23 protein-coding genes are annotated in these 23,864 nt (G+C 69.6%); 9 read left to right on the top strand and 14 right to left on the bottom strand.

The features are described from left to right. Nucleotides 1-106: 106 nt before the first annotated feature. From Aiant_RS20030 to Aiant_RS20015, 4 genes are all read left to right on the top strand, one after another. Nucleotides 107-550, top strand: coding sequence for a DUF305 domain-containing protein (locus Aiant_RS20030; RefSeq protein WP_229830452.1), 444 nt, complete (start codon nucleotides 107-109; stop codon nucleotides 548-550). Nucleotides 551-624: 74 nt separating this feature from the next. Then, nucleotides 625-1,722, top strand: coding sequence for an outer membrane protein assembly factor BamB family protein (locus tag Aiant_RS20025; RefSeq protein WP_189332201.1), 1,098 nt, complete (start codon nucleotides 625-627; stop codon nucleotides 1,720-1,722). 171 nt (nucleotides 1,723-1,893) lie between these two features. Continuing rightward, nucleotides 1,894-3,258 (top strand): YDG/SRA domain-containing protein, encoded by a 1,365-nt coding sequence (locus tag Aiant_RS20020; protein WP_212847101.1) that lies wholly within the window; start codon nucleotides 1,894-1,896, stop codon nucleotides 3,256-3,258. A 176-nt stretch (nucleotides 3,259-3,434) separates the two neighbouring features. Beyond that, nucleotides 3,435-4,271, top strand: coding sequence for a phosphoribosylaminoimidazolesuccinocarboxamide synthase (locus Aiant_RS20015; protein WP_189332202.1), 837 nt, complete (start codon nucleotides 3,435-3,437; stop codon nucleotides 4,269-4,271). Between the two features lie 17 nt (nucleotides 4,272-4,288). Here Aiant_RS20015 and Aiant_RS20010 read toward each other — a convergent pair whose 3' ends face one another. The 3 genes from Aiant_RS20010 to Aiant_RS20000 form a co-directional block, all read right to left on the bottom strand. Further along, on the bottom strand, nucleotides 4,289-4,591 hold the full coding sequence (locus tag Aiant_RS20010; RefSeq protein WP_189332203.1) for a DUF3040 domain-containing protein: 303 nt from the start codon (nucleotides 4,589-4,591) through the stop codon (nucleotides 4,289-4,291). A 156-nt stretch (nucleotides 4,592-4,747) separates the two neighbouring features. After that, nucleotides 4,748-5,338 (bottom strand): malonic semialdehyde reductase, encoded by a 591-nt coding sequence (locus tag Aiant_RS20005; protein WP_189332204.1) that lies wholly within the window; start codon nucleotides 5,336-5,338, stop codon nucleotides 4,748-4,750. 57 nt (nucleotides 5,339-5,395) lie between these two features. Then, complete coding sequence (locus tag Aiant_RS20000) at nucleotides 5,396-5,734, bottom strand: winged helix-turn-helix transcriptional regulator (protein WP_189332205.1); 339 nt, start codon at nucleotides 5,732-5,734, stop codon at nucleotides 5,396-5,398. Nucleotides 5,735-5,785: 51 nt separating this feature from the next. Here Aiant_RS20000 and Aiant_RS19995 point away from each other — a divergent pair, with 51 nt between their 5' ends. Further along, a complete protein-coding gene (locus tag Aiant_RS19995) occupies nucleotides 5,786-7,993 on the top strand; it encodes an LLM class flavin-dependent oxidoreductase (RefSeq protein ID WP_189332206.1) in 2,208 nt (735 codons plus the stop codon). Nucleotides 7,994-9,245: 1,252 nt separating this feature from the next. Here Aiant_RS19995 and Aiant_RS19990 read toward each other — a convergent pair. After that, nucleotides 9,246-9,431 (bottom strand): hypothetical protein, encoded by a 186-nt coding sequence (locus Aiant_RS19990; RefSeq protein ID WP_189332207.1) that lies wholly within the window; start codon nucleotides 9,429-9,431, stop codon nucleotides 9,246-9,248. After that, a complete protein-coding gene (locus tag Aiant_RS19985) occupies nucleotides 9,428-9,715 on the bottom strand; it encodes a hypothetical protein (protein ID WP_229830402.1) in 288 nt (95 codons plus the stop codon). The genes Aiant_RS19990 and Aiant_RS19985 overlap by 4 nt, the downstream gene beginning before the upstream one ends. 305 nt (nucleotides 9,716-10,020) lie before the next feature. Between Aiant_RS19985 and Aiant_RS19980 the strand changes: the two genes are divergently transcribed. Beyond that, nucleotides 10,021-10,911 (top strand): helix-turn-helix domain-containing protein, encoded by an 891-nt coding sequence (locus tag Aiant_RS19980; protein ID WP_189332209.1) that lies wholly within the window; start codon nucleotides 10,021-10,023, stop codon nucleotides 10,909-10,911. A gap of 73 nt (nucleotides 10,912-10,984) precedes the next feature. On the opposite strand, the gene Aiant_RS19975 is transcribed toward Aiant_RS19980, so the two are convergent. After that, on the bottom strand, nucleotides 10,985-11,221 hold the full coding sequence (locus Aiant_RS19975) for a DUF397 domain-containing protein (protein ID WP_014695100.1): 237 nt from the start codon (nucleotides 11,219-11,221) through the stop codon (nucleotides 10,985-10,987). Nucleotides 11,222-11,788: 567 nt separating this feature from the next. Here Aiant_RS19975 and Aiant_RS19970 point away from each other — a divergent pair. Next, complete coding sequence (locus Aiant_RS19970) at nucleotides 11,789-12,097, top strand: hypothetical protein (protein ID WP_189332210.1); 309 nt, start codon at nucleotides 11,789-11,791, stop codon at nucleotides 12,095-12,097. 390 nt (nucleotides 12,098-12,487) lie between these two features. On the opposite strand, the gene Aiant_RS19965 is transcribed toward Aiant_RS19970, so the two are convergent. The 3 genes from Aiant_RS19965 to Aiant_RS19955 form a co-directional block, all read right to left on the bottom strand. Then, complete coding sequence (locus Aiant_RS19965) at nucleotides 12,488-13,258, bottom strand: SAM-dependent methyltransferase (protein ID WP_189332351.1); 771 nt, start codon at nucleotides 13,256-13,258, stop codon at nucleotides 12,488-12,490. 178 nt (nucleotides 13,259-13,436) lie between these two features. Then, nucleotides 13,437-15,026: a GGDEF domain-containing protein gene (locus tag Aiant_RS19960; RefSeq protein WP_229830403.1), complete on the bottom strand. Its 1,590-nt coding sequence runs from the start codon at nucleotides 15,024-15,026 to the stop codon at nucleotides 13,437-13,439. A gap of 198 nt (nucleotides 15,027-15,224) precedes the next feature. After that, nucleotides 15,225-16,802, bottom strand: coding sequence for an MDR family MFS transporter (locus Aiant_RS19955; RefSeq protein ID WP_189332211.1), 1,578 nt, complete (start codon nucleotides 16,800-16,802; stop codon nucleotides 15,225-15,227). Between the two features lie 111 nt (nucleotides 16,803-16,913). Here Aiant_RS19955 and Aiant_RS19950 point away from each other — a divergent pair, with 111 nt between their 5' ends. Continuing rightward, on the top strand, nucleotides 16,914-17,516 hold the full coding sequence (locus tag Aiant_RS19950; protein ID WP_189332212.1) for a TetR/AcrR family transcriptional regulator: 603 nt from the start codon (nucleotides 16,914-16,916) through the stop codon (nucleotides 17,514-17,516). Between the two features lie 114 nt (nucleotides 17,517-17,630). On the opposite strand, the gene Aiant_RS19945 is transcribed toward Aiant_RS19950, so the two are convergent. Continuing rightward, entirely contained in the window at nucleotides 17,631-19,091 is a 1,461-nt protein-coding gene (locus Aiant_RS19945; protein WP_189332213.1) for a cellulose binding domain-containing protein, read from the bottom strand. A 117-nt stretch (nucleotides 19,092-19,208) separates the two neighbouring features. Then, entirely contained in the window at nucleotides 19,209-19,766 is a 558-nt protein-coding gene (locus Aiant_RS19940; protein WP_189332214.1) for a TetR/AcrR family transcriptional regulator, read from the bottom strand. 90 nt (nucleotides 19,767-19,856) lie between these two features. Here Aiant_RS19940 and Aiant_RS19935 point away from each other — a divergent pair, with 90 nt between their 5' ends. After that, the gene (locus Aiant_RS19935) at nucleotides 19,857-20,618 is read left to right on the top strand and encodes a dienelactone hydrolase family protein (RefSeq protein ID WP_189332215.1); all 762 of its coding nucleotides are present in this window, start codon (nucleotides 19,857-19,859) and stop codon (nucleotides 20,616-20,618) included. On the opposite strand, the gene Aiant_RS19930 is transcribed toward Aiant_RS19935, so the two are convergent. From Aiant_RS19930 to wecB, 3 genes are all read right to left on the bottom strand, one after another. Further along, the gene (locus tag Aiant_RS19930; RefSeq protein ID WP_189332216.1) at nucleotides 20,606-20,956 is read right to left on the bottom strand and encodes a hypothetical protein; all 351 of its coding nucleotides are present in this window, start codon (nucleotides 20,954-20,956) and stop codon (nucleotides 20,606-20,608) included. The genes Aiant_RS19935 and Aiant_RS19930 overlap by 13 nt on opposite strands. 73 nt (nucleotides 20,957-21,029) lie before the next feature. Further along, on the bottom strand, nucleotides 21,030-22,658 hold the full coding sequence (locus tag Aiant_RS19925) for a DUF2334 domain-containing protein (protein ID WP_189332217.1): 1,629 nt from the start codon (nucleotides 22,656-22,658) through the stop codon (nucleotides 21,030-21,032). Continuing rightward, the gene (gene wecB, locus Aiant_RS19920; protein ID WP_189332218.1) at nucleotides 22,658-23,839 is read right to left on the bottom strand and encodes a non-hydrolyzing UDP-N-acetylglucosamine 2-epimerase; all 1,182 of its coding nucleotides are present in this window, start codon (nucleotides 23,837-23,839) and stop codon (nucleotides 22,658-22,660) included. The genes Aiant_RS19925 and wecB overlap by 1 nt, the downstream gene beginning before the upstream one ends. Between the last annotated feature and the right edge of the window lie 25 nt (nucleotides 23,840-23,864).

The raw sequence follows: 23,864 nt of genomic DNA, 5'->3' as shown, positions 1-23,864 counted from the left end.
CGGCACGGCCGCGTCTCCGGCGCCTGCCCCCTCGGCCCCCGCGGCCCCGGCGGTCAAGAACGTCGCGGAGATCACCGCTGGCTCGACCTTCAACGAGCGGGACGTGATGTTCCTCCAGATGCTGGTCGACCACCAGCAGCAGGGCCTGGAGATGGCCGCGATCGGCGCGCAGCGGGCCACCCGGGCCGACGTGGCCGACCTGGCCAAGGCGGTGTCGCTGACCGAGACCGACGAGCTGACCATGATGAAGAACTGGCTGACCGAGTGGGGCAAGCCCACCACGGTCGACAAGCGGGTCAGCGTTCACGCCGATCACGGTGGCCTGCCGAGCACCACCGACACCGAGATCACCTCGTTGAAGACGGTGAAGAAGAAGGACTTCGAGACGGCCTTCCTCAACCTCTTCCTGGCGCACCAGCACAACGCCGTGGAGATGGCCCAGCTCGAACTGGACAAGGGCGCGAACGAGCAGACCAAGCAGTTCGCGGAGCGGGTCAAGCAATCCCGCGCCGATCAGGTGCAGCAGATGCTCCGCCTGCTGAACGGCTGAGCTTTCTCTTTCCCTACGCTGCGGATGGCCCGGCCTGGCGGGCGGGCCATCCGCTTTTTCCGTAATCTGCAGATATGACCACACGCCGTCGTGTCTCCGTCATGCTGTCGTCGCTGCTCCTGGGCTTGCCGGTCCCGCTGTGGGACCACCCCGGCTACGACGCCGAGGACAGCCACTTCAACCCGAACGCGACGATCACCACCTTCACGACAGCCTGGTCGGCCAGGTTGCGCCAGGTCGACGAGAGCTGCTCCGGTTTCTCCGCCCCGCTGGTCGGCGCCGACCAGGTCTTCGTCACCGACACCGAGGGCGTCTCCAGCTACGGCATCGACTCGGGTGACCTGCGGCTGCGCTTCACCTGGGACAACGCCATGGACAACAGCACCCCGCGGATGGCCGTCGCCGGCGACCTGCTGATCCTCGCCAACGGCGGCTGCAACTCCCAGAGCGACCCGGACGGCCGGCTCACCGCCCTGGACTTCTACGGCAAGACGCGCTGGAAGGCCGCCATGGACACCCCGATCGACGCCGTCGTGGTGGACAAGGGGGTGGTCCTGGTCTCCGGCACCTCACCGTCCGATGTCGACCAGGTCGCGGCGTACCGGGTACGCGACGGGCACCTGCTCTGGACCAAGTCGCCGTACGCCTCCAGCGGCGTCTCGGCGGACGGCCTGGTCCCGCTCCAGAAGACGGACGGCTTCGGCGTCCCGTCCGGCGAAACCGTCGCCGTCGACATCGCGACCGGCAGGCCGCGCTGGACCAACCGGGCATCCTGGCATGTCGAGGCGGCCAGCCCGACCTTCGGCCGCTTCTTCGCCACCGACAGATCCGGCACTTTCGCCGCCTTGAACGCGGCGACCGGTGTCGCGGGCTGGTCGGTCCTCAAGCAGGCAACCTCACTGGTGGCCACCGACGGCGCCCGCGTCTATCTGTCCTCCGGCTCGACCGTCTCCAGCCGGGACGCGGCGACCGGCCGCCTCCTGTGGTCACGCAAACTTCCCGGCGCGGTGCAGCAGCCGGTTTTGGCCGCTGGGCTGCTCTACACCGGCGGCCTCGTGTTGAACGCCCTCACCGGAGTCCCGGCCGGCAGCACGCTCCCGGGCTACGTGGTCCCGGCCGGCACCCACCTCTACCAGGTCAACGGCCCCAAACTGACCGCCTACGCCCCCTGACCCAGGCGATCGCCGCCGCGAAGACGTACTCGACCGGCTCTTGAAACCAGAACGACCGATCGCATAGCCCCGGTGTCATTTATGGGTTCCGAGCATCGCTCGCCGGCACTATGGTGCGGATCAACTAGGCACTTGCCTAGCCGAGTCTGGACCTAATCCCGGGGGTCTTTGGTGGATCTTGACGAGCTGATGGCCGAAACGCGCAAGCTGCGGCCCAGGCGACGCAGGGGTCGCCTGACGGTGAATCAGCCAGTCGTCCTCCTTTGGGCTGCTCGGCGAGCGGTTGCTGGCGAATCTCGACAGGTTAGGTGGTCGGACGTCAGGTCTACTCTTAGCGAGGCGATCTCGGAACTCGGTGGCGGCATCGAGGCAGATCCAGCTGCTGTTCCTGTGCTTGCGCTGGCGCAGTCGCCGCTCGGAGAAATCGAGATGGCCATGTCCGCGCCGCATAGCGACTCGCATGCAGCACGATGGCTTAATAGCACCGATCCTCATATCGGCCTGTCGTCGAGCGCCTTCACGGCGCTGCACGAGGTGGAGATCTTCGAGGACTTTGCGCATACGGTTGTCGAAAAGTTTGATGAACCCACAGCGCGGGCTGTGCTGGATTACTTCGGTGTCCAGCGGCCGTTGTTTCGCGGCATCGGTGAAGTGCCCGGTGTTGAGGTCGGTGACACCTTTGCGAGCCGTGCCGAGCTGCATGAGGCTCGGGTCCACCGTGCATTGCAAGCCGGCATCGTCGGCACCGCCGATAAGGGTGCCGAATCCATCGTCGTCTCAGGGGGATATGAAGACAAAGATTACGATGACTGGATTATTTATACGGGCCATGGAGGTTGGGATCGCGATACTGGAAAGCAGGTCGCCGATCAAAGCCCAACCGCGCCAGGTAATGCAGGGCTAATTACCAGCAGCCTCACTAAGGCTCCGGTGCGAGTGATTCGTGGTGCGCACGAGGGCAATCCGCATGCGCCGGCGACCGGGTTCCGTTACGACGGGCTATTCATGGTCGAAAGGTTCTGGCAGGAACCCGGCGAGCATGGCTTTTCTCTTTGTCGCTATCGCCTTGTTCGCCTCGCGCCAACGGCCGCAACCATATCGACTGGCGCGGACGCCGTGCACCTTCCCCCGGTGCCGAGCGGGAATTCTCGGCCGGGCCGAAAGTTGACAGCGGCAGAAAGAATTGTCCGTGACGTTGAGGTCGTCCGATTCACCAAGGCTGCGCACGACTGTATCTGCCAGATATGTGAAATAAGGATGGTAATACAGGGGCGTGGATACGCCCAGGGTGCTCATATTAGGCCCCTGGGTGAGCCGCACGGTGGCCCTGACACTCCGGACAACATGTTGTGTCTCTGCCCGAACTGTCATGTGCTCTTTGACAATGGCGAGATTTTGGTCGATAGCGACTTGAGAATTATTTCGGAATATCCGAATCGCGGGACACTTCGGACGGCTGAAAGCCACGTGATTAATCCAGAATTCTTGGAGTACCATCGCGGTTTATATCCGACAACAAAGGTGCCCGCTGAATGAGCGCTCCCGTCCGATTTGCTGCTGCACTGCTCAAAATCCAGAGGTCGCTGGCCATCGCTGCTCGATGGGTGACACCTACGGTAACGTCAGGCTGATCCTCGGGCAGTCGGGTTCGTTGGAGCTGGGTTCGGTAGCGTGAAAGTGCACGCTGACCGGCCACAGACCTAGGGGACTACGTGGAGCTGCTGCACTCCGGCAAGGTTCGGGACGTCTATGCCGACGGGGACGACCTCATCCTGGTCGCGTCGGACCGGATGTCGATCTTTGACGTCATCCTGCCGACGCCGATCCCCGACAAGGGCAAGATTCTCACCCAGCTGTCGCTGTGGTGGTTCGACCAGCTCAGTGACGTGGTGCCGAACCACATCATCTCCTCGACCGACGTTCCCGAGCAGTGGCTGGGGCGGGCGATCCGGTGTGAGCGGCTCGACATGGTGAAGGTGGAGTGCATCGCGCGCGGATACCTCGCCGGGTCCGGGCTCAAGGACTACCAGCGGGACGGGGCGATCTCCGGGGTGCCGCTGCCGCCGGGGCTGGTCGAGGGGTCGAAGCTGCCTGAGGCGATCTTCACGCCGACCACCAAGGAGGCGGTCGGGGCCGGGCACGACGCGCCGATGACCTTCGCCGAGGTGGTGGCTCAGGAGGGGCAGGACCAGGCCGAGGAGCTGCGGCGGATCACGCTGGAGATCTACCGGCGGGGGTCGGAGATCGCGGCCGGCAAGGGGATCCTGATCGCGGACACCAAGATCGAACTGGGGCTGAAGGACGGGGAGCTCAAGCTCGGCGACGAGGTGCTGACGCCGGACTCGTCGCGGTTCTGGGCGGCGGACGAGTGGCAGCCGGGGAGCGTGCAGCGGTACCTGGACAAGCAGGTCCTGCGCGACTGGGCGACCAAGGAGACCGACTGGGACCGGACCGAGCCCGGCCCGGACCTGCCCGAGCACGTGGTCGAGGCGACCCGGAACCGGTACGTCGAGGTTTACGAGCGACTGACCGGCGACCGCTGGAGCTGACCCACAGAGGGGCGAGCTCAGGCTTCCGCGGTGGGGCGGCGGTCCGTCGACGGCGGCCAGGACGGGGTATCCGTCGCCCGGCTGCGTTTGCGCATCAGCCAGGCGCCGTAAATGACCGCGAGAACCGCCTCCAGCACCCCGGTCCATCCGCCGAAATACAGACAGAACGGGACGACCGCCCACAGTAGAACGGCCAGGATCAGCCAGCGCCGGCGTTGGCGGGCCTGCATGCGGTCGCACCGCCGGGTGAAGCCCGGGTCGGCGTCTCGCAGCCGGGACACCATGCTGTCGAATTCCCGCTCATCCCGCGGCTCGAGCACGCCCGTCACCTCCGTTGCGCGGATGGACTGCTCGAAACTACCCCTTCCGAGGGCGTGTCAACCCCGATTGTCGGCATACGGCACAGCCGCGGGGCGCGGTGAGCATCGAGAAAGAGCGGTGCTCACCGCGTACCGAAAGAAACTGAACAGCGGACCTCAGGCCCACTGCACGGTCGTGGCGCTGTCGAGCCGCGGCAGGCGGTCCCGGTACGCGTTCTCCGCCGGATGCCCGAGGTTGACCACCGCGAGCGACTTGAAGCGGCCGTCCGGGAAGAACTCCGCGTCCACGCCGGCCTTGTCGAAACCGGTCATCGGGCCGGCGTAGAGGCCGATCGCCCGGGCCGCGATGATGAAGTACCCGGCCTGGAGCGCGGCGCTGAACGTACCGTCCTGGATCCGCTTCTCCGGGTTGCCCTCGAAGACGTCCTTGAGCCCCGGGTTGTGCGGGAAAACCTGCGGGACGTGCTCGTGGAACTGGGTGTCGAGGGCGAGCACGGCGACCACCGGCGCGCTCTGCGACTTGGCCCGGTTGCCCTCGGCGAGGTGCTTCACCAGGCGTTCCTTGCCCTCGGCGGTCCGCACGTAGAGCACCCGCAGCGGCTGGGTGTTCGCCTGGGTGGGCGGCCATTTCGCCAGCTCCCAGATCTCGTTGAGCTCCTCGTCGGTCACCGGGACCGGCGCGAAGAACGACGCCGTGCGCGCGTCGGTGAAGAGCAGGCCGCGGCCAGCTTCGGAAAGAGTATCCACTTCTAAAAAGCTAGCGGCTGTGGATCAGAAAGCTATTCCGAGCCTGGGTGAAGTACTTCACTGCGGGAAGTGTTCGTCGGCCCACTGGGCGATCTGCCCGAGGGCGGGCATCAGTGCTCGGCTGGCCGGGGTCAGCGCATAGGACACCGACACCGGCGGGCCGGCCTCCACCTCGCGGGTGATCAGACCGGCGTTGGCCAGGCAGGACAGCCTGTTCGACAGGACCGAGTCGCTGATCCCGTCGATCGCGCGGGACAGGTCGCGGAAGCCGGCCGGGCCGCTCTCCAGAGCGCCGAGAACCGCCGCGTTCCACCGGCGGCCGAGGAACTCGAAGGCGCGGGCGAGCGAGGTGGCCTTTTCCTGGCACGCCCGGGCGCTCTGCTCCATCGCCGTCATGCACGTCAAGCTACCTCCGAGAACGGCCGGGGCGCGACATACGATCTTCGGGTGGACTACGGGCACCCGCTGCGGTTCGGGACGTTCCTGACGCCGGCCAACGACGATCTGGAGGGCGTGGTCGTCCGGGCCGTGCTCAGCGAGCAGCTCGGATTCGACCTGGTCACCTTCCAGGACCATCCCTACCAGCCCGGCTTCCTGGACACCTGGACGCTGCTGAGCTGGGTGGCCGCGCGAACCGAGAAGGTCGAGCTGGCCGGCAACGTGCTCAACGTGCCGATGCGCCCGGCCCCGGTGCTGGCCCGCGCGGCGGCCAGCCTGGACCTGCTCTCCGGCGGGCGGCTCGCGCTCGGGCTGGGCGCCGGCGCTTTCTGGGACCCGATGGTGGCGATGGGCGTCACCCGGCGCACGCCCGGGGAGTCGGTCGATCAGCTCAGTGAGGCGATCGACGTGATCCGCGAGCTGTGGGACACCGAGTCGCGGCACCCGCTCCGCTTCGACGGTGAGTATTACCAGCTCAACGGACCGAAACGCGGCCCGGCGCCGGCGCACCGGGTGCCGATCTGGCTGGGCGCCTACGGCCCGCGGATGCTCAAGGTGGCCGGGACCAAGGCGGACGGCTGGCTGCCCTCGCTGTCCTACCTGAAACCGGGTGCGCTGGCCCGGGGCAACACGATCATCGACGAGGCCGCGGTCGCGACGGGACGTGATCCGCGGGAGATCCAGCGGCTGCTCAACGTGCCGGCCGACCGGAGCGTCGAGGAGCTGCTCGGGTACGTGCTCGAGCACGGCGTCAGCACCTTCGTCATCGGCACCGACCAGCCCGCCGAGCTGGAGCGCTTCGCCGCCGAGGTGATCCCGGCGCTGCGCGAGGCGGTGGACCGGGAACGCGCGGCGAGCGGTGCGCCGACCGGCCCGGTGCGCGCCGCCGCGGCGCTGGCGCGCCGGCGGGACGGGATCGACTACGACGGGTTGCCGGATTCGCTCGCGGCGGTCGCGATCGAGCCGGGCGATTTCGGGTACGCCCGGGTCCGCTCCACCTACATGCGCGGCGGAGCGCCCGGCCTGGTGCTGCAACCGGTGGATGTCGAGCAGGCCGCGACGGCGCTGGCCTTCGCCCGCGAGCAGGAGGTGCCGCTCGCCGTCCGCAGCGGCGGCCACGGCATCAGCGGCCGCTCCACCAACGACGGCGGCATCGTGATCGACGTCGGCCGGCTCAACGCCATCGAGATCCTCTCGACCGCCGACCGGCTGATCAGAGTCGGTCCCGGCGCCCGCTGGAAGGAGGTGGCCGCCGCGCTTGCCCCGCACGGCTGGGCGCTGAGCAGCGGTGACTACGGCGGCGTCGGGGTCGGCGGGCTGGCCACCGCGGGCGGGATCGGCTGGCTGGCCCGCGAGCACGGGCTGACCATCGACCGGATGCGCGCCGCCGAGCTGCTGCTGGCCGACGGGACCCTGGTGCGGACCAGCGAGACCGAGAACCCGGACCTGTTCTGGGCGGTTCGCGGTGCGGGAGCGAACTTCGGCATCGTCACCGCGTTCGAGTTCCAGGCGGACGAGGTGGGGGCGGTCGGTTTCGGTCAGTTCGTGCTCGACGCCACGGACGGCGCGGGCCTGCTGGAACGCTGGGGCGCCGCCATGGAGGCCGCGCCCCGGGACGTCACCACGAACCTGATCATGGGGGCGCCGCGGCGTGGGCAGTCGCTCGCGCAGATCTACGGCGTGGTCGACTCCGAGGTGCCGGACACGATCATCGAGCGCTTCACGCCGATCGCCTCGGTCGGGCCGCTGCTCGATCAGCAGGTGCAGCTGGTTCCGTACGCCGGCGTGATGAACGTGCCGGACGCCCCGCACGACGGCCAGGGCGATCCCGCCGCGCGATCCGGGCTGATCGAGCACCTGACCCCGTCGTTCTGCGCGGCCGCGGCCCGGTTGATCGCCTCCGGGGCGGTCTACTTCTTCCAGGTGCGTTCGGTGGGCGGCGCGGTCGCCGACGTGCCGTCCGAGGCAACGGCCTACGCCCACCGAACCGCCAACTTCTCGGTGGTGGCGTTCGGCGCGTCCCGGGCTCGCCTCGACGCGGCATGGGAGGAGTTGGCGCCGTATTTCAGTGGGCTCTATCTGTCCTTCGAGACCGATCAGCGGCTGGAGCGGATCGCCGAGGCTTGGCCGCCGGCGACTTTGTCCCGGTTGCGGGATCTGAAGCGCCGCTACGACCCGGCTAACGTCTTCCGCGACAACTTCAATATCACCCCGTAGTCGACATGTACCGATAAATCGGTTACAGACCGGTATCGGCAGACTCAAGGTCAACTTCATGCTGACTCGGGTCCGCGCTGATCACTGATCGTCGCTCCCGCCAGGGACCCTTCCGGGCCGGGCTGGCCGCTGGCGCGTCCAAAACGCCCGCCCCTCCAGGGCGACGCCCGCGGGTGCCCACGACCGCCAACCCCAACCCCCGAGCTGGCCCTGGTGGCCCTATCCGTGCGTGGGGCAGGGCGGTGGGTGCCAGCTCGGTGCTTCGGGCTGGCCCTGGTGGCCCTATTCGTACTTGGGGCAGGGCCGTGGACGCCAGCCCGATACTCCCGGCTGGCCCTGACCGCCCTGTCCGCACCCGGGACAGGGCCATGGGCGCCAGCCCGACACTCCCGGCTGGTCCTGACCGCCCCGTCCGCACCCGGGATAGGGCCGTGGGCGCCAGCCCGACACTCCCGGCTGGTCCTGGTGGCCCTATTCGTGCGTGGGATAGGGCCGTGGGTGCCAGCTCGGTGCTCCGGGCTGGTCCTGACCGCCCTGTCCGCGCGCGGGGCAGGGCCGTGGACGCCAGCCCGATACTCCCGGCTGGTCCTGACCGCCCCGTCCGCACCCGGGATAGGGCCGTGGGTGCCAGCCCGGTGCTTCGGCTGGTCCTGGTGGCCCTATTCGTGCGTGGGGTAGGGCTGTGGGTGCCAGCTCGGTGCTCCGGGCTGGTCTTGGCGGCCTATCCGTGCGTGGGATAGGGCCGTGGACGCCAGCCCGATACTCCCGGCTGGTCCTGACCGCCCTGTCCGCACCCGGGATAGGGCCGTAGGCGCCAGCCCGACACTCCCGGCTGGTCCTGACCGCCCTGTTCGCACCCGGGACAGGGCCGTGGACGCCAGCCCGACAACCCGGCTGGTCTTGGGGGCCTGTCCGTACGCGGGGCAGGGCCGTGGGCGCCGGCCCGACACTCCCGGCTGGTCCTGACCGCCCTGTCCGCACCCGGGATGGGGCCGTGGACGCCAGCCCGACGCTTCCGGCTGGTTCTGGGGGCCCTATTCGTGCGCGGGATAGGGCCGTAGGCGCCAGCCGGACAATCCTGCTGGGCTTCACCGTGGGGGTTTGGGTGGACCACCGGGAGGTGGCAGTTCGGCCCGGATGCGGCCTCGCGGTCGGGAGGGGGCAGCGGCCTGGCGTCGAGGCACGGGACGGGGCTGTGCGGTTGGGGCGGGGCGAGGGCGTACCGAAAAAGGGACCCGCGGACCGTGCGGGGTCAGCGGTGGGTGGCGGCGGTCTGGTGCTCCGGCCAGTGGACGCTCATCTTGCAGTCGCCGCAAGTCAGCTGTTCGCCGCAGGTGGGACACCAGTCGTTGGTGCGTCGCAGGTACCACCCCAGGGCCACGCCCGAGAAGAGACTCAGCAGGCCGACGATGGCGGAGACGGTGACGGCGCCGGTCATGCCAGCGGCTTTCGGCGGACCAGGCGGAGGCCTCGATTGTCGAGGGTGGGGTCGTCGTCGTCGCGGGACGTCACGTAGGGCGCGGTGAACGTGTCGACGCCGGTGCCGCGGTGGCTGCCCGGCTTGTAGGTGACGGTGACGGCTCGGGGGGAGGCGGCCTCGATGACGCCGGCGCGCCAGCCGTCGCGGTAGACCCAGACCGGGTCGGCCGGGCGGTAGCTCTCGGCGGGCGCCACGTCGGCCGGATCGCGCTGTGGCGGGGTGACGGTCGGCGTGGATGTCATCCAACTCGACATCGCGGTGCCTCCAAGCTCTCAAGGGCCGGCAAAGTCAAGGGCCAGCAAACAGCACCGACGGGGCGCAACGGCCGAGCAGCCGAAGTTTTCGGCACGCTGCGTTAGCAGTCGGTACGTGTCTGTCAGCTATCATGCTCGTCATCAAGTGCGTCCGCAAGGCCGTCTGCACGTGCATCTGTGCGCGCATCCGCCACGGCAGTTCTACACTTGACAAGGTTTCGCGGTAGACGATCTCCGCTTTAGGATGCACACGACTGCATTCCGGTAGTCACGAGACGGCGACGAGGAGTCAGGTGAGCGCGGGTACGCAGGAGGAGGCGCCGGGCGGCGGTCCAACCGTGCTGCGCATTCTGCTCGGCTCCCAACTCCGGAAGCTGCGGGAGTCGAGAGGGATCACCCGGGACGCGGCGGGCTACGAGATCCGCGCCTCGGGTTCGAAGATCAGCCGGATGGAGCTCGGCCGGGTCAGCTTCAAGGAACGCGACGTCGCGGACCTGTTGACCTTGTATGGCGTGGACGACAAGGCGGAGCGCGACGCGCTGATCGGCCTTGCCCGCCAGGCCAACAGCCCCGGCTGGTGGCAGCAGCTGAACGACGTGCTGCCCACCTGGTTCCAGGCCTACCTGGGGCTCGAGGCGGCCGCCACGCTGATCCGCACCTACGAGATCCAGTTCGTTCCGGGTCTGCTCCAGACGCCGGAGTACGCGCGTGCCGTGATCATGCTGGGGCACGCCGGCGCCAGTGCCGAGGAGATCAACAAGCGGGTCGAGGTGCGCCGGCAGCGGCAGCAGATTCTCACCCGTTCGGGTGGCCCGCAGCTGTGGGCGGTGATCGACGAGGCGGTGCTGCGCCGGCCGATCGGCGGCGTCGACGTGATGCGCGCGCAGATCGAGTCGCTCATCGCGGCGTCCCGGCTGCCGAGCGTGCGGTTGCAGATCATCCCGTTCACCGCGGGCGGGCACGCCGCGGCCGGTGGCCCGTTCTCGATCCTGCGGTTCCCCGAGCCGGAGCTGCCCGACGTGGTCTACGTCGAGCAGTTGACCAGCGCGATCTACCTCGACAAGCGCGAGGACGTGGATCAGTACGCGATGGCGATGGAGCGCGTCTGCATCGACGCCGAGCCGCCGAATCACACCCAGGAGATCCTGGGGAAGCTGCTCAACGAGGTCGGCCGCCCGATCTAGGGGCGGATGGGCCAATGGTCCGGCCGGTGCGATGTCACCCGGCCGGACCTCTTTTCGTCTGAAGCGGTGACCTTCAGGCCACCAGGTTGTCGAAGTCCCCGTCCCGAACTCCACCCAGGAACGCCTCGATCTCGGCGCGGGTGTAGATGAGCGCGGCACCCTCCGGGTCGCGGGAGTTGCGCACGGCGACGTCGCCGCCGGGCAGGACAGCGCACTCCACACAGTTGCCACTCGGGTTGCTGCGACGGCTCTTCTGCCAGGTCACGCCCTGCAGCTGACCGGCTGGCATGCCGTTGACCACGTAGGTCATTCCAAGCTCCCTTGGTCTGCCCGGATCGCTGTTCGACCCGGGGTGGTGATCCCCCTGTGCCAATTCGCTCGACGATGCAAATGCACGTGCATCTGGCCTTGCGTAGTACCGGGATTCTGAGCATGATAACGCACAAGACATCCGAAGAAGGGTCACTCAGGGTGACATCTTTGGGTGACGGGTCGGTCGCGGAGCGACGTCTGCGGCCTCGACGCGAGGCTCCCTGGCGGGGGCGTCCGAGCGAGAGGACGACGAGCATGTCGATACCCAACATCGGCCCAGAACATCCTGATCCGGGAGATCCCGGCGCGGCTGACAGCCCGCGCCGGGGTAACCCGGCGCCGGTCTATCGGGATACCGCGATCACCGACGACGTGGTCGCGGCATCGACGAGGGCCAGCGCGGTCACTCACCGGTTCGGCGGTGTTCGTTACGCACTGAGTCGGCCCGGCGGGGTGACAGCCGCTGAGCCATCGGCAGAGGAGGGTGAGTCCGACGCGCGCGAGTGAACTCGTTCGTTGTCACGGACCCCGGTCCGGGGCGCATCCGCACGCCCGTGCGCGGTGGATGGCCTCCGCGCCGCGCGTCCGTGACGATCGGCTGCGGCCGAGCCGGCCCCGGTGGCCGGTCTACGAGTTCGCCGAGTCGGACTACTGCTACGGCATCGGTGCCATCCGGTTGCGCGTGGTCCGGGTCGACTGGCACAAACCGATCCCGCACGAGGGCGAGACCTGGCTCGGCGTGCGCGGGATCGTGGTCGACCCGGACGGCCGCGAGGGCGCGGTGCGGGAGATCCTGATCCGAGCCGGCCGGCTGCCGGTGCCGCCGGCCTGCAAACGGCCACGACTTCGGGTGTTGCGAGACACGCCCGTCTGACGCCGGGTGGGTGGCCTGGTTCCCCGTGCTGGGCCACCCATCCGGTCCACCCCATCTGTCCGGTTGATCCGGCGTCCAGGCGTTCGGAGGGTCCTCCGAGCGGTGTGTGAGTAGGTGCGCGGCCGCCGTCGGCACGTGCCGGCGGCGGCCGGGTCGTGGGCTTGCCGGCCCCGCCGGGGCGGGAGCCGGGGCCGGCAAGAGATCGCACGCCGGATTTTTCGGTACGAACAACCGCGATGCCCGTGGCCGGCCCGGGTCCGAGACGCGAGTGCGGATCGGCGGAGATGAATCGGCCCCGCCCGGGCAGTGGGCGGGGCCGATCTGTGGTGCACCCCAGGTGTTTGCGTGGAAGAACCTGAGAGGGCACGAACGGGGCTGACCAGCGGAACGTCAGGGCTTGCGGGCGACTCCGGCCCAGTAGTAAGCCGCCTTGGGGTCGGCGGCCGGGGTGTCGGGGCGCCAGGCGGAGACCGGGACCAGGCCCGGCTCGAGCAGCTCCCAGTCGCCGAAGAAGCGGGCCACCGCCTCCTGGGTGCGGGCGACCAGGGTCATCCCGGCGCCGGTGGCGGCGGCGACCGCCTGGCCCACCTCGTCGGGGTTGAAGTCGGCGGTCGGGTGGGTGATCGCCAGGCAGCTGCCGGACGGCATCGCGTCGCGCAGGGCGGCCACCGTGGCCCAGGGGTCGTCCTCGTCGGCGAGCAGCATCAGGATCGCGATCAGGGTGAGGCCGACCGGCTGGGTCAGGTCGAGGGTCTCCCGGAGCACCTCGTCGGTGAGGATCGAGCGGGGGTCGCGGATGTCGGCGCTGATGTACTCACTGCGGCCCTCGGCGGAGCTGAGCATCAGGGCGCGGGCGTGGACCAGGACGATCGGGTCGTTGTCGACGTAGACCACCCGGGTCTCCGGGGCGATCTGCTGGGCGACCTCGTGCAGGTTGGGCCGGGTCGGGATGCCGGTGCCGATGTCCAGGAACTGGCGGATGCCTTCCTTTTCCACCAGGGCGCGGGCGGCGCGGTGGACGAACTTGCGATTCTCCCCCGCCATGTAGCGCATGCCGGGGATCGCCTGGATCATCGCCTCGCCGACGGCGCGGTCGACCGCGAAGTTGTCCTTGCCGCCCAGCCAGTAGTCGTAGATGCGGGCGGAGTGCGGGACGTTGATGTTGACACCGGGCGGCGCGACCTCATTGGGTGCGGAGTTGCCACTGTTCTGCTCCACGACCGCCTCCTCGCGCTGGACCCCGACCGTCGATCATCGACAGTCCGTCCAGCCTAGCGCCAACGATTGACCGGCATCACCCCCCGATTCCGCCTTTGGTCACGCAGCGGCACCAAGGAGATCAGGCGGCCGAGGCGTGTCCGACGCAGTCGTGGAGATCTGCCGTGGAGACCACGCGGTCACGTCCGCCGTGCTTGGCAGCGTACAGATGACCGTCCGCAGTGGACAGTAGGGGTACCTGGGCGTCCTGCGGGGCGTCGGTCAGGCCGGCCACGCCGATGCTCACCGTCACCGGCAGGTGCCGGGTGATCGGCGCCCAGTGCTGGTTGCGGATGGTCCGCCGGAGGTCGTCGAGCAGCGCGTGCGCCCGGGGCACGGCGGTGTCCGGCAGCACCACCAGGAACTCCTCACCGCCCATCCGGGCCGCGAAACCCTCGGGGCAGGCGGCGGCGACCTCACGGGCCAGCACCTGGGCGACCCGGACCAGGACCTGGTCGCCGACGTCGTGCGAGAGCTGGTCGTTGACCTGCTTGAAGTGGTCCAGGTCGACCAGGGCCACGGTGAGCTGCGGGTCGGTGCGGATCAGGGCGGGCAGGCGCTCGTCGACATAGCGCCGGTTGTGCAGGCCGGTGAGTGGGTCGCGGCGGGCCTGCTCGCGGAAACGCTCGGCCTCCTGCCGCGCCTCGGCGGTCTCGAACATCGCCTGCCGGGTCCGGGACCGGGCCTCCCGCTGCAGCGACTGCTGCTGGCGATACGCCTCGAAGAAGGTCTTGTGCGCGGCGAACGCGGCCTCGAAGTCGCCGCCGGCCGCGTGGAGCTCGGCCTGCTCCTGGTGCACCCGGACCACCGACTCGCCGAGGTCGCGCTCGACGCACTGCCGGCGGGCCTCGTCGAGACTGGCCTGCGCCGCCGCGAACTGGCCCAGGCCGCGCTGGGCCTGCGCCAGGGTCACCAGGTACTGCGCCATGTCGTTGGCGTCGTCCCACCGGCCCTCGGCGTGCCGCTCCAGGCAGAGCCGCATGGTCTCGGCGGCGGCCGCGTAGTGCTCGTTGCTGACCTGGATCGACCCGATCGTGTCCAGGAATGCCGGCTCGAGCGGGATGTCCCACTCGGCGGCCAGGTGCTGGAGCCGGCCGCAGACCTCCTCGGCGAGGGCCTGGTTGCCGATGCTGGACTCGACGTACGCGTAGTTGTTGAGCATGCAGAGCAGGGCCGGCGAGCCGAGGCGCAGGGCCAGCTCCTCTGCCTGCGTGTATCGCACACGGGCGGCGTCCATGTCGCCGGCGAAATAGAGCGCGTCGGCCAGCTTGGTGCGGTGCCAGACCTGCATGTGCTCGGTGGCGTCGTCGTCGAGCAGCTCGACGGCGAGGACGGCGTGCTCCAGACCCTGCTCGGCGTCACCGAGGTGCAGGTGGATCGCGGACCAGACGAGGTGGGTGCGGGCCAGCAGCCGGCGGGCGTCGTGCTCCATCGCCCACTGGTGCACGTGCCAGATCTGCTCCGCGGCGGCCGCCACGTCGCCGCAGCGCATCTGCATGTTGATCTGGCAGAGCCGGGCCCGGGCGGCGAGCAGCTCGTCGCCGAGGGCGATGGCGGCCCGCTCGATCTCCCGCGTCCGGACCAGCTCGGCCCGGGCGTCCCACGACCGCTGGTCCTCGATCGAGAGGAGGACGGCGGACAGCGTCTCGGCGTCCATGTCGCGCTCGTTCAACCCGGTGCTCCTCTCCGCAGCGGCCGGACAGATCGGTCGCGGCGTGCCGGGGATGAGGAAAACCGCGGCATGCCCGTGATCAGCTCTCCGTCAACCGAGGTTAGCGCTGTGTCAACGAAACATTACGGCTTTGCGGACGTGATCCCGATCGCGAAAAAGGGGCGCCTCGCAGCGAGGCGCCCCTTTTGTCGCAGGAGGTTACTTAGCGGCACCCACCAGGGCCGGCTCCGGCTCCTTCGCGGCGGCCAGGTCGACCGTGCTGCGCAGCTTGGCGGGCTTCATCAGCAGCGCGGCGATCACGCCGACCACCGCGATGCCCATCGAGATCAGGAAGATGTGGCCGGTCGCGTCGCCGTACGAAGCCCGTACCACGTGCTGGATCGCCGGCGGCAGGCTGCTCAGGTTGAGGGCGCTGACGGTCGAGTCGCCGGTGGCGTGCACGCCCAGGGCGGCGAGCTTGTCGGCCATCGAGTCGGCGACCCGGTGGGCCAGGACCGCGCCGAGGACCGAGACGCCGATCGTGCCGCCCAGTGAGCGGAAGAACGCGACGGTGGAGCTGGCCGCGCCGATGTCCTTGAGCGCGACGGTGTTCTGCACGGCCAGGACCAGGTTCTGCATCGACATGCCGACACCGGCGCCGACCAGGAACATCGCGATGCCGACGTACCAGAGCGGGGTGTCGTGGTCGAGGACCGAGAGGCCGCCGAACCCGGCCACCAGGATGATCGTGCCGGCCACCACGTACGGCTTGATGTTGCCGCTCCTGGTGATCAGCCGGCCGGCCACCGTCGAGGCGAGGGCCAGGCCGAACATCATCGGGATGGTGAGCAGGCCGGCCTCGGTCGGGCTGTAGCCACGGCCGATCTGGAAATACTGCCCGAGGAAGACCGAGCCGCCGAACATCGCCATGCCGACCGCGAGGCTGCCCAGGATGGCCAGGGCGGTGGTGCGCCGGCGGACGATCGGCAGCGGGACGACCGGCTCGGCGACCCGGGACTCGACGAGGGTGGCCAGGCCGAGCAGGGCCACGCCGGCGCCGACCATGGCGAAGGTCTGCCAGGAGAGCCAGGCGAACGAGTCGTCCACGAAGGACACCCAGACCAGGATGACGCTGACGCCGGCCGCGATCAGGGTGGCGCCCAGGTAGTCGATCTTCACGTCGTCGCGGCGCAGGACCGGCAGGTGCAGGGTCTTCTGCAGCACCACCAGGGCGATGATCGCGATCGGGACACCGACGAAGAAGCACCAGCGCCAGCCGAGTGCGGAGTCCACGATCACGCCGCCGAGCAGCGGGCCGGCGACGGTGGCCAGGCCCATCACGCCGCCGAGGTAGCCGTTGTACCGGCCGCGCTCGCGGGGCGGGATCATCGCGGCGATGGCCACCTGGACCAGCGCCTGCACGCCGCCCATGCCGAGGCCCTGGAAGGCCCGGGCGGCGATCAGCTGCTCGGTGTTCTGGGTGAGGCCGGCCAGCACCGAGCCGAGCACGAACACCACGATCGAGACCTGCACGAGCAGCTTCTTGCTGTACAGGTCGGCGAGCTTGCCCCAGATCGGGGTGGAGGCGGTGGCGGTCAGCAGGGTGGCGGTGACCACCCAGGTGTACTGCGTCTGCGAGCCGTTGAGGTCGCCGATGATGGTCGGCAGCGCGGTGGAGACGATGGTCGAGCTGGACATGGCCACGAAGAGCACGAGCAGCAGGCCGGAGAGGGCCTCCAGGATCTCGCGGTGTGACATGGACCCGGGTTCGCCGCGACTCGTGGTCGGAGTGCTCATCCGCGCTGCCCCTTTCGGAAATGGTTGCTCACTACAACTATCGGCAACGCTTGCGCACTGAGCAAACTTTCCCGATGGGAAGTGACGTTCGTCGCCGGTACGCTTCGCGGCATGAGCGAGACAGCGGAGCCGGGGCTGCGCGAGCGGAAGAAGGCGGCCACCCGGCAGGCGCTGCACGAGGCGGCGCTGCGGCTGGCGTTCGAGCACGGCCCGGAGAACGTGACGGTCGAGGCGATCGCGGACGAGACCGGGGTCTCCCGGCGGACGTTCTCGAACTACTTCGCCAACAAGGAGGAGGCGCTGTTCTACGGCGACCTCCAGCGGATGCGGCAACTGGCCGGGCTGGTCCGCGCGCGGCCGGCGGACGAGACGCCGTGGGCGGCGCTGAGCGCGGCGGCCGAGGAGTTCTACCGCGAGCTCGGCGACCTCGACCCGGACTGGATGACACGGAACCGGATGGTGCGCCGGCATCCGTCGCTGGCGGCCGCGCAGGTGCAGACGTTCGCGGCGCTGGAGCGGGAGATGGCCGCCGAGGTGGCGGCTCGGCTCGGCCCGGCCACCGACCCGCTCGGGTTGCGGTCCCAGCTGATCGCCGGGACGTTCCTGTCGGTGCTGCGGATCTCGCTGAACGTCTGGCTGGAGCGCCGCCCGGACGTCGGCTACTGGGATCTGGCCGGGGAGTCGCTCGCCGAGGCGGGCCGCGGGTTCGCCTGAGCTTCGCCGGCTCGGGACCGGAAGATCAACGGCGAGATCAAGACCTGATTTCCGTACGACGAGAGCACGGTCCCGCCACGGGACCGTGCTCTCGTCGTACGGAAAACGGGTTTGTCAGCCCTGGAAGCCGGCGAAGATCTTGGAGAACTCGAAGGCGGTCTGGCTGACGTTGGTGCACTGGAACAGGGCGCCCTGGCAGGCGTTCTTGTCGCGCTGCATCTCCCAGAAGGAGACGAAGCCGAGGTGGTTCGTGTTGGCGAAGGCGACCAGGTCCTTGGCGTCGCTCTGGGTGAACGTGCCGCTGTCGTCGTTCTTGCCGATCATCGGGGTGACGCCGACCATCTTGAAGGCGGCCGCGTCGGAGTTGCCGTACAGCGACTTGATCTGGTCCTTCGTGGACTTGACGGCCTGGATCGCCAGGTCGCCGTAGTCCTGCGCGGAGCGGCCGTAGTCCATCGCCATGATGTTGACCAGGTCCAGGTCGACACCGGCGTTCTTGGCCGACTTGACCACGTTGAGGCCGTCCGCGGTCAGGCCCTCCGGCAGCACCGGGAGGGTCAGCGAGATCTTCAGGCCCGGGTTCGCCTTCTGGAGCGCGGCGAGCGCGGTCGAGCGGCGGTCGATCGACGCGGTGTCGGCCGAGGCCGCGCCCTCGATGTCCAGGTCGATGTACTTCAGGTTGTAGGCGTCGACGACGGCCTGGTACTCAGCCTGCAGCGCGGTGGTCGAGGTGCAGGCCTGGGCCAGCTCGACGCCGGTCGCGCCGCCGAAGGAGACCTTCACGTCGCCGCCGGCCGACCGGATCGCGCTGATCTGGTCGGCGAACTGCTTCTGCCGCGGGTCGAAGGCGCCGAACCAGCTGGCCTTGCAGCCGGACGCGGTGACGAACGCGAGGCTGAACGACTTGACGTTGCCCCCACTGGCCAGCGCGGAGAGGGTGCCGCCGTTGGACAGGACGCCCATGTCGACGTACGGGGCGACCAGCACGCCGCTCGCCGAGCCGGACCCGCCGGTCGAGGTCGCGGTCGGCGTGGCCGTGGCCGTCTTGGTCGGCGTGGCGGTGGCGGTCTTGGTCGGCGTGGCCGTCGCGGTCTTGGTCGGCGCGACGGTGGCGGTCTTGGTCGGCGCCGCGGTGGCGGTCGCGGTCGGCGCCACGGTCGCGCCACCCGCGGCGCAGGACGCGCCGTTGATGGTGCAGCTGGTCGGGTCGCCCTTGCCGTTGACCACGAAGCCGAAGGCGGCCGTGCCGCCGGCCGGGATGGTGCCGTTCCAGGCGGCGTTCTTCGCGGTCTCGGTGCTGCCGCTGGTGGTCACCGTGGCGTCCCACGAGGTGCTCAGCTTCGCGCTGGTGGGCAGGTCGAAGACCAGCTGCCAGCCGTTCACCGCGGCGCCGGTGTCGTTCTTGATCGTGTAGTGCGCCTGGTATCCGGTGCCCCAGTCGCTGTCCTTGGCGAAGGAGGCGGTCAGGCCCCCCGTGCCGCCGGTGGTGGCAGCGACCGCCGCGCCGATGCCACCGCCGACCGCGAGCACCGCGGCGGAGGAGTAGATGGCGAGCCGCAGACGGCTGCGTTGCATGGGAGGCTCCGATCAATCACGGGGACGGGGGACGCCAGCGATTGTTGGTCGAAGCCGTCTTAAGGGTCTCCGGCAGCAGCCTTAAAGATCCTTAAAAGCCGTACGGTGACCGGCCGGTCACCGGGTCGCCAGGCCGCCCAGCAGCAGGACCAGCTGGCGGCGCCAGGCGTTCGGGTCGGTGGCGTGCCGGTTCACCCCGGCGTTCGCCATCATCACCAGCCACAGGTCGTGCCGGGTGAAGTCGCCGCGCAGCCGGCCGGCCCGCTGCGCCCGGGTCAGCACGTCAACGGCGCGCTGCTGGGCGGCGGCACGCAGCGCGGACAGCCGCTCGTCGTCGTCGAAGGCGGTGGTGACCAGCAGCTCGGCCAGGCCCCGGTCGGTGGCCTGCAACTCGCAGACCCGGGTGAGGTAGCCGACGAACGCGGCCCACGGGTCGGGGTGCTCCAGCGCCTGGTCGGCGAGGCGGACCGCGGCGGTCATGTGGCTGGCGAAGACCTCCGCGATCAGGTGCCGGCGGCTGGGGAAACGCCGGTAGAGGGTGGCGTTGCCGACCCCGGCACGCTTGGCGATCTCGTCCAGCGAGGCGTCCAGACCCTGCTCCGCGAAGACCTCGCGGGCGGCGGTGAGCAGGGCCGCTCGATTTCGGCGGGCATCCGCGCGCAGCCGGGTGGCCATGCGCATGAGAATACGACGTTCCGGCGGCAAACCCGTCAGTCGGTGCTACCGTCGCCCCGATCATCACCAGAGGCGCAGAGGATCCGGGCGATGCGACAGACTTCGATCGACGTCCCGGCGGCCGACGGGGCCGCCGACGCCTACTTCGTGACGCCGGACGGCACCGGGCCGTATCCGGGGATCGTGATGTTCATGGACGCCTTCGGGATCCGGTCGCGGCTGCGCGAGATGGCCGACCGGATCGCCGGGCGTGGGTACGCCGTGCTGGTCCCCAACCTGTTCCACCGCAGCCGGCGCAGTCCCCTGGTGGACCCGGACGAGCTGGTCGACGCGGAGAAGCGCGGGGCGGCGTTCGGGCGGCTGGCGCCGATGATACGGACCCTGACGCCGGAGCGGATGGTCGCCGACGCCCGGGCATACCTGGACTTCCTGGCCGCTCAGGACGGGGTGGCGGCGGGACCGGCCGGGGCGGTGGGTTACTGCATGGGCGGGCGGAACGCGCTGATCGCGACGTGTGCGCTGCCGGACCGGATCGCGGTGCTGGGCAGCTTCCACGCCGGGCGGCTGGTCACCGACGCGGCGGACAGTCCGCACCGGGGCGTCGGGGCGATCACCGGCGAGGTCTATTTCGGACACGCGGACAACGACGCTTCGATGACGCCGGAGCAGATCGCGACGCTGGAGGGCGCGCTGGCCGAGGCGGGCGTGCGGTACACGTCGGAGCTCTACGACGGGGCGCCGCACGGATTCACCATGTCCGACACGGCGATGTACGACGCGGCGGCCGAGCAGCGGCACTGGGCGGCGCTGTTCGCGCTGCTGGAGCGGTCCCTACCGGCTCAGTTGGCGTAAAGGCCGGGGAAGTAGCGGTCGATCGCGGTGGTGTCGTAGACGTGCCGGACCTCGGTGATCGTGTCGTTCTCCACCGCGAGGAACTCGACCAGCCGGGCGGTGCCGAACGGCGCGACCAGGTCGTAGACGATCGCGGCGCCGTCCAGCGCGTCGGTACGCCCGGCCACCTCGACCCGGTCGGCGAACGCGGCGATCCGGTGCAGCACCTGGAGCAGCTCCTCGTCGTCGACCGGGGCGTCCAGATTCCACTCGGTCTCGACGTCCGGGGTCAGCACCTTGCGGGCCGCGGCCAGGTCGTCCGCGGTCCATGACTTGACCCAGAAGTCCACTACGTCCATCTCGTCTCCCTCGTGATGGTACGACGAAGGCCGCCGCCCGAGCCCGGACGGCGGCCTTTCCCGTACCCGTCGATCAGCCGTTGAGCATCGTCTCGGCGCTCACGAACGAGTAGCCGAGGTTCTTGATCCCGCCGATCAGGTCCTTGAGGTGATCGGTGCCCAGATAGGCGTGGTAGAAGCAGCTCGCCACGCCGTCGCGGACCACCAGGTTGCGGTCGGCCGACGCGACGATGTCGGCCGGCAGCCGGACCGGGTGGTTGTTGAACGCCTCGGTCTCCACGTTGCCGACGTTCTCCGGGACGACCACCGAGCCGTACACGTCGCGGACCGTGTACGGGAAGAACTGGCCGAACTGGCGGGTGTAGTCGTACTTGCCGCCGGTGAGCACGCCGGGGAAGTACAGGCCCCGGTCGTAGCGCTTGCCGAACAGGGCGTGCACCGCCTGGTAGTCGGCCGGGCTCGCCGCGTAGTGCGGGAACTCGAAGATCTTCGGGGCGCCCAGGCCGGTGGCCACGAAGATCGCACCGGAGGAGACCATCCGCGCGGTGGCCCACGCCGCGGAGTCCTCGGCGACCGGACCGTCATAGATCACGCTGTCGTGCGCGTCGACGTGCGCCATGTAGAACTCGAAGTCGTTCGCGCTGACCCCGTCGTACGGGTTCGCCACCGAGCCGTACTGGTGGGTGTACCCGTGCATGAGCAGCGTGCCGCCCTTGGACTGCATGTACTTCAGCGCGGCGACCACCTTCGGCTTGGACGCCAGGGTGTAGTCCTGTGCCTTGCCGTTGTTCTGCACGCCCTTGGGGTCCCGGAATCGCGGGTAGACCGCGACGCTGAACGGCACCTTCTCCGCGGCCAGGAAGTCGGCGACCGCCCTGAGCTGTTCCGGGTCGGCGTCCGGCCCGACGTCCTCGATCCGGATCAGCGCCCGGTGCCGCTCGGGCGCGGTGCTGCCGACGGCGTCGAACATCAGGTCGGCGAAGATCAGGTAGCGGTCGTCGTGGGTGACGTAGGAGAACGGGATCTCGCCGACATAGGTGAGGTTGCCGGACTTCACCGCCCACGGGTACGTGGTGCCGTCCGCGCGGACCGCGGTGGCCAGCGTGCTGACCTTGGCGGTGTCGCTGATCGGCAGGTTCATGATCCCGGCCTTGTTGTCCGTGCTCCGGGTCAGCTTCTTGCCCTTGTACCGCACCTCGAGCACGTCGGCGGTGTCGAAGGTGCCGCTGGTGAAGCCGTACCTGTCGGCGAACCCGGCCTTTGCGGCGAGCTGCCAGATGTTGTCGTAAACCCAGGTCACCGGCTTGGTGGTGGCCAGCACGTCGGTCAGGAAGGCGTCCGGCAGCGGCTCGTCGTAGGTCGAGCCGAGGTAGATCACCGCGGTGTACGCGGACAGGTCACCGGCCTTGTACTTGGCCACCGGCGCCGCCGCCCAGCTGCCGAAGTGCGAGGCCAGGTTCGCGGTCTGGGTGGCGTAGACCTCGCCGAGCCAGCCGTAGTCGCCGGTGGTGTCGTACAGGATCAGGGTCTTGGCCGAGCCGGCGCCGGGTGCGGCCTTGCCGGTGCGGGAGGTCAGCGTGCTGGTGACCGGCAGGGTGGCGGCGGCGTCGGCCTCCACGGTGCTGAGGCCGACCGCGGCGGCCACGGCGGCCGCGCCACCGCCGGCCAGCAGGGTGCGTCGGGTGACCTTCGAGGTGCTCATCAGGCGACGGCTCCGATCTCGGCGGGCTGGAGGACGGGCATGGCTTCGGGTGCGGTGGCGAGGCCGAGCAGGGCGGCGGTCGCCTGGGCGGTGCGCTCGGCGGCGTGGCCGTCGCCATAGGGGTTGCCGCCCGCGGTCATCGCGTCCCGGCGGACCCGGCTGTCCAGCAGCGCGGCCGCCTCCGTGACGATCATGCCGGGGTCGGAGCCGACCAGCTTGGCGCAGCCGGCGTGCAGCGACTCGACGCGCTCGGTGACGTCGCGCAGCACCAGGGCCGGCACGCCGAACGACGGCGCCTCCTCCTGGATCCCGCCCGAGTCGGTGAGCACCAGGTAGGCCTCGGAGAGCAGCCGGGCCAGGTCCGGGTAGGGCAGCGGGTCGGTGACGGTCACCCGCTCGACCCCGGCCAGCGCCGCGTCCACCTGGGCGCGGACCGCCGGGTTGGGGTGGCTGGGCAGCACCACGTCGATGTCCGGGTACCGGGCGATCAGCTCCTTGACCGCGCTCAGGATCCGGTCCAGCGGCTCGCCCCAGGACTCCCGGCGGTGCGCGGTGACCAGCACGAGGCGACCGGTGGCCGCGGCGCGCGCGGCGGCGACGGCCGGATTTTCGTACGGCAGCTTGCGCGCGGCCACCGCCAGCGTCGCGTCCACCACCGTGTTGCCGGTGACCAGCACGTCGCCCGCCGGGATCTTCTCGTCCAGCAGGTTCATCGCGGCCAGTGGCGTCGGCGCCAGGTGCAGCGCCGCGACCTGGGCGACCAGTCGCCGGTTGCCCTCCTCGGGGAACGGCGACTCCAGGTCACCGGAGCGCAGGCCGGCCTCCAGGTGCACGACCGGGATCCGCCGCCAGAACGCGGCCAGCGCGCCGGCCAGGCTGGTGGTGGTGTCGCCCTGCACGATCACGGCGGCCGGGGTGCGTACCGACCACAGCTCGTCGAGCTGCTGGATCATCGCGGTGAGCAGCTCGGCCTGGGTGCCGGAGGCGCGCTCGACGGTGAGGGTGATGTCCGGCGCAAGGTCGAACGCGGCGAGGGCCTGGGTGACCATCGTCGGGTGCTGACCGCTGGCCAGCAGGATCGGCGTGAGCAGGCCGGCCTCGCGGAAGGCGAGAGCGACGGGGGCGAGCTTGACGGCCTCCGGCCGGGTGCCGCCGATCAGGTGAACTTCGCGAAGGGACAAGGGGGAGCCTTCCTTCACAACGGGG

Source organism: Actinoplanes ianthinogenes, from assembly GCF_018324205.1.
Taxonomy (GTDB): Bacteria; Actinomycetota; Actinomycetes; order Mycobacteriales; family Micromonosporaceae; genus Actinoplanes; species Actinoplanes ianthinogenes.
Note: the sequence above shows the minus strand (reverse complement) of the source record. Positions and strands in the feature narration are given on the sequence as shown.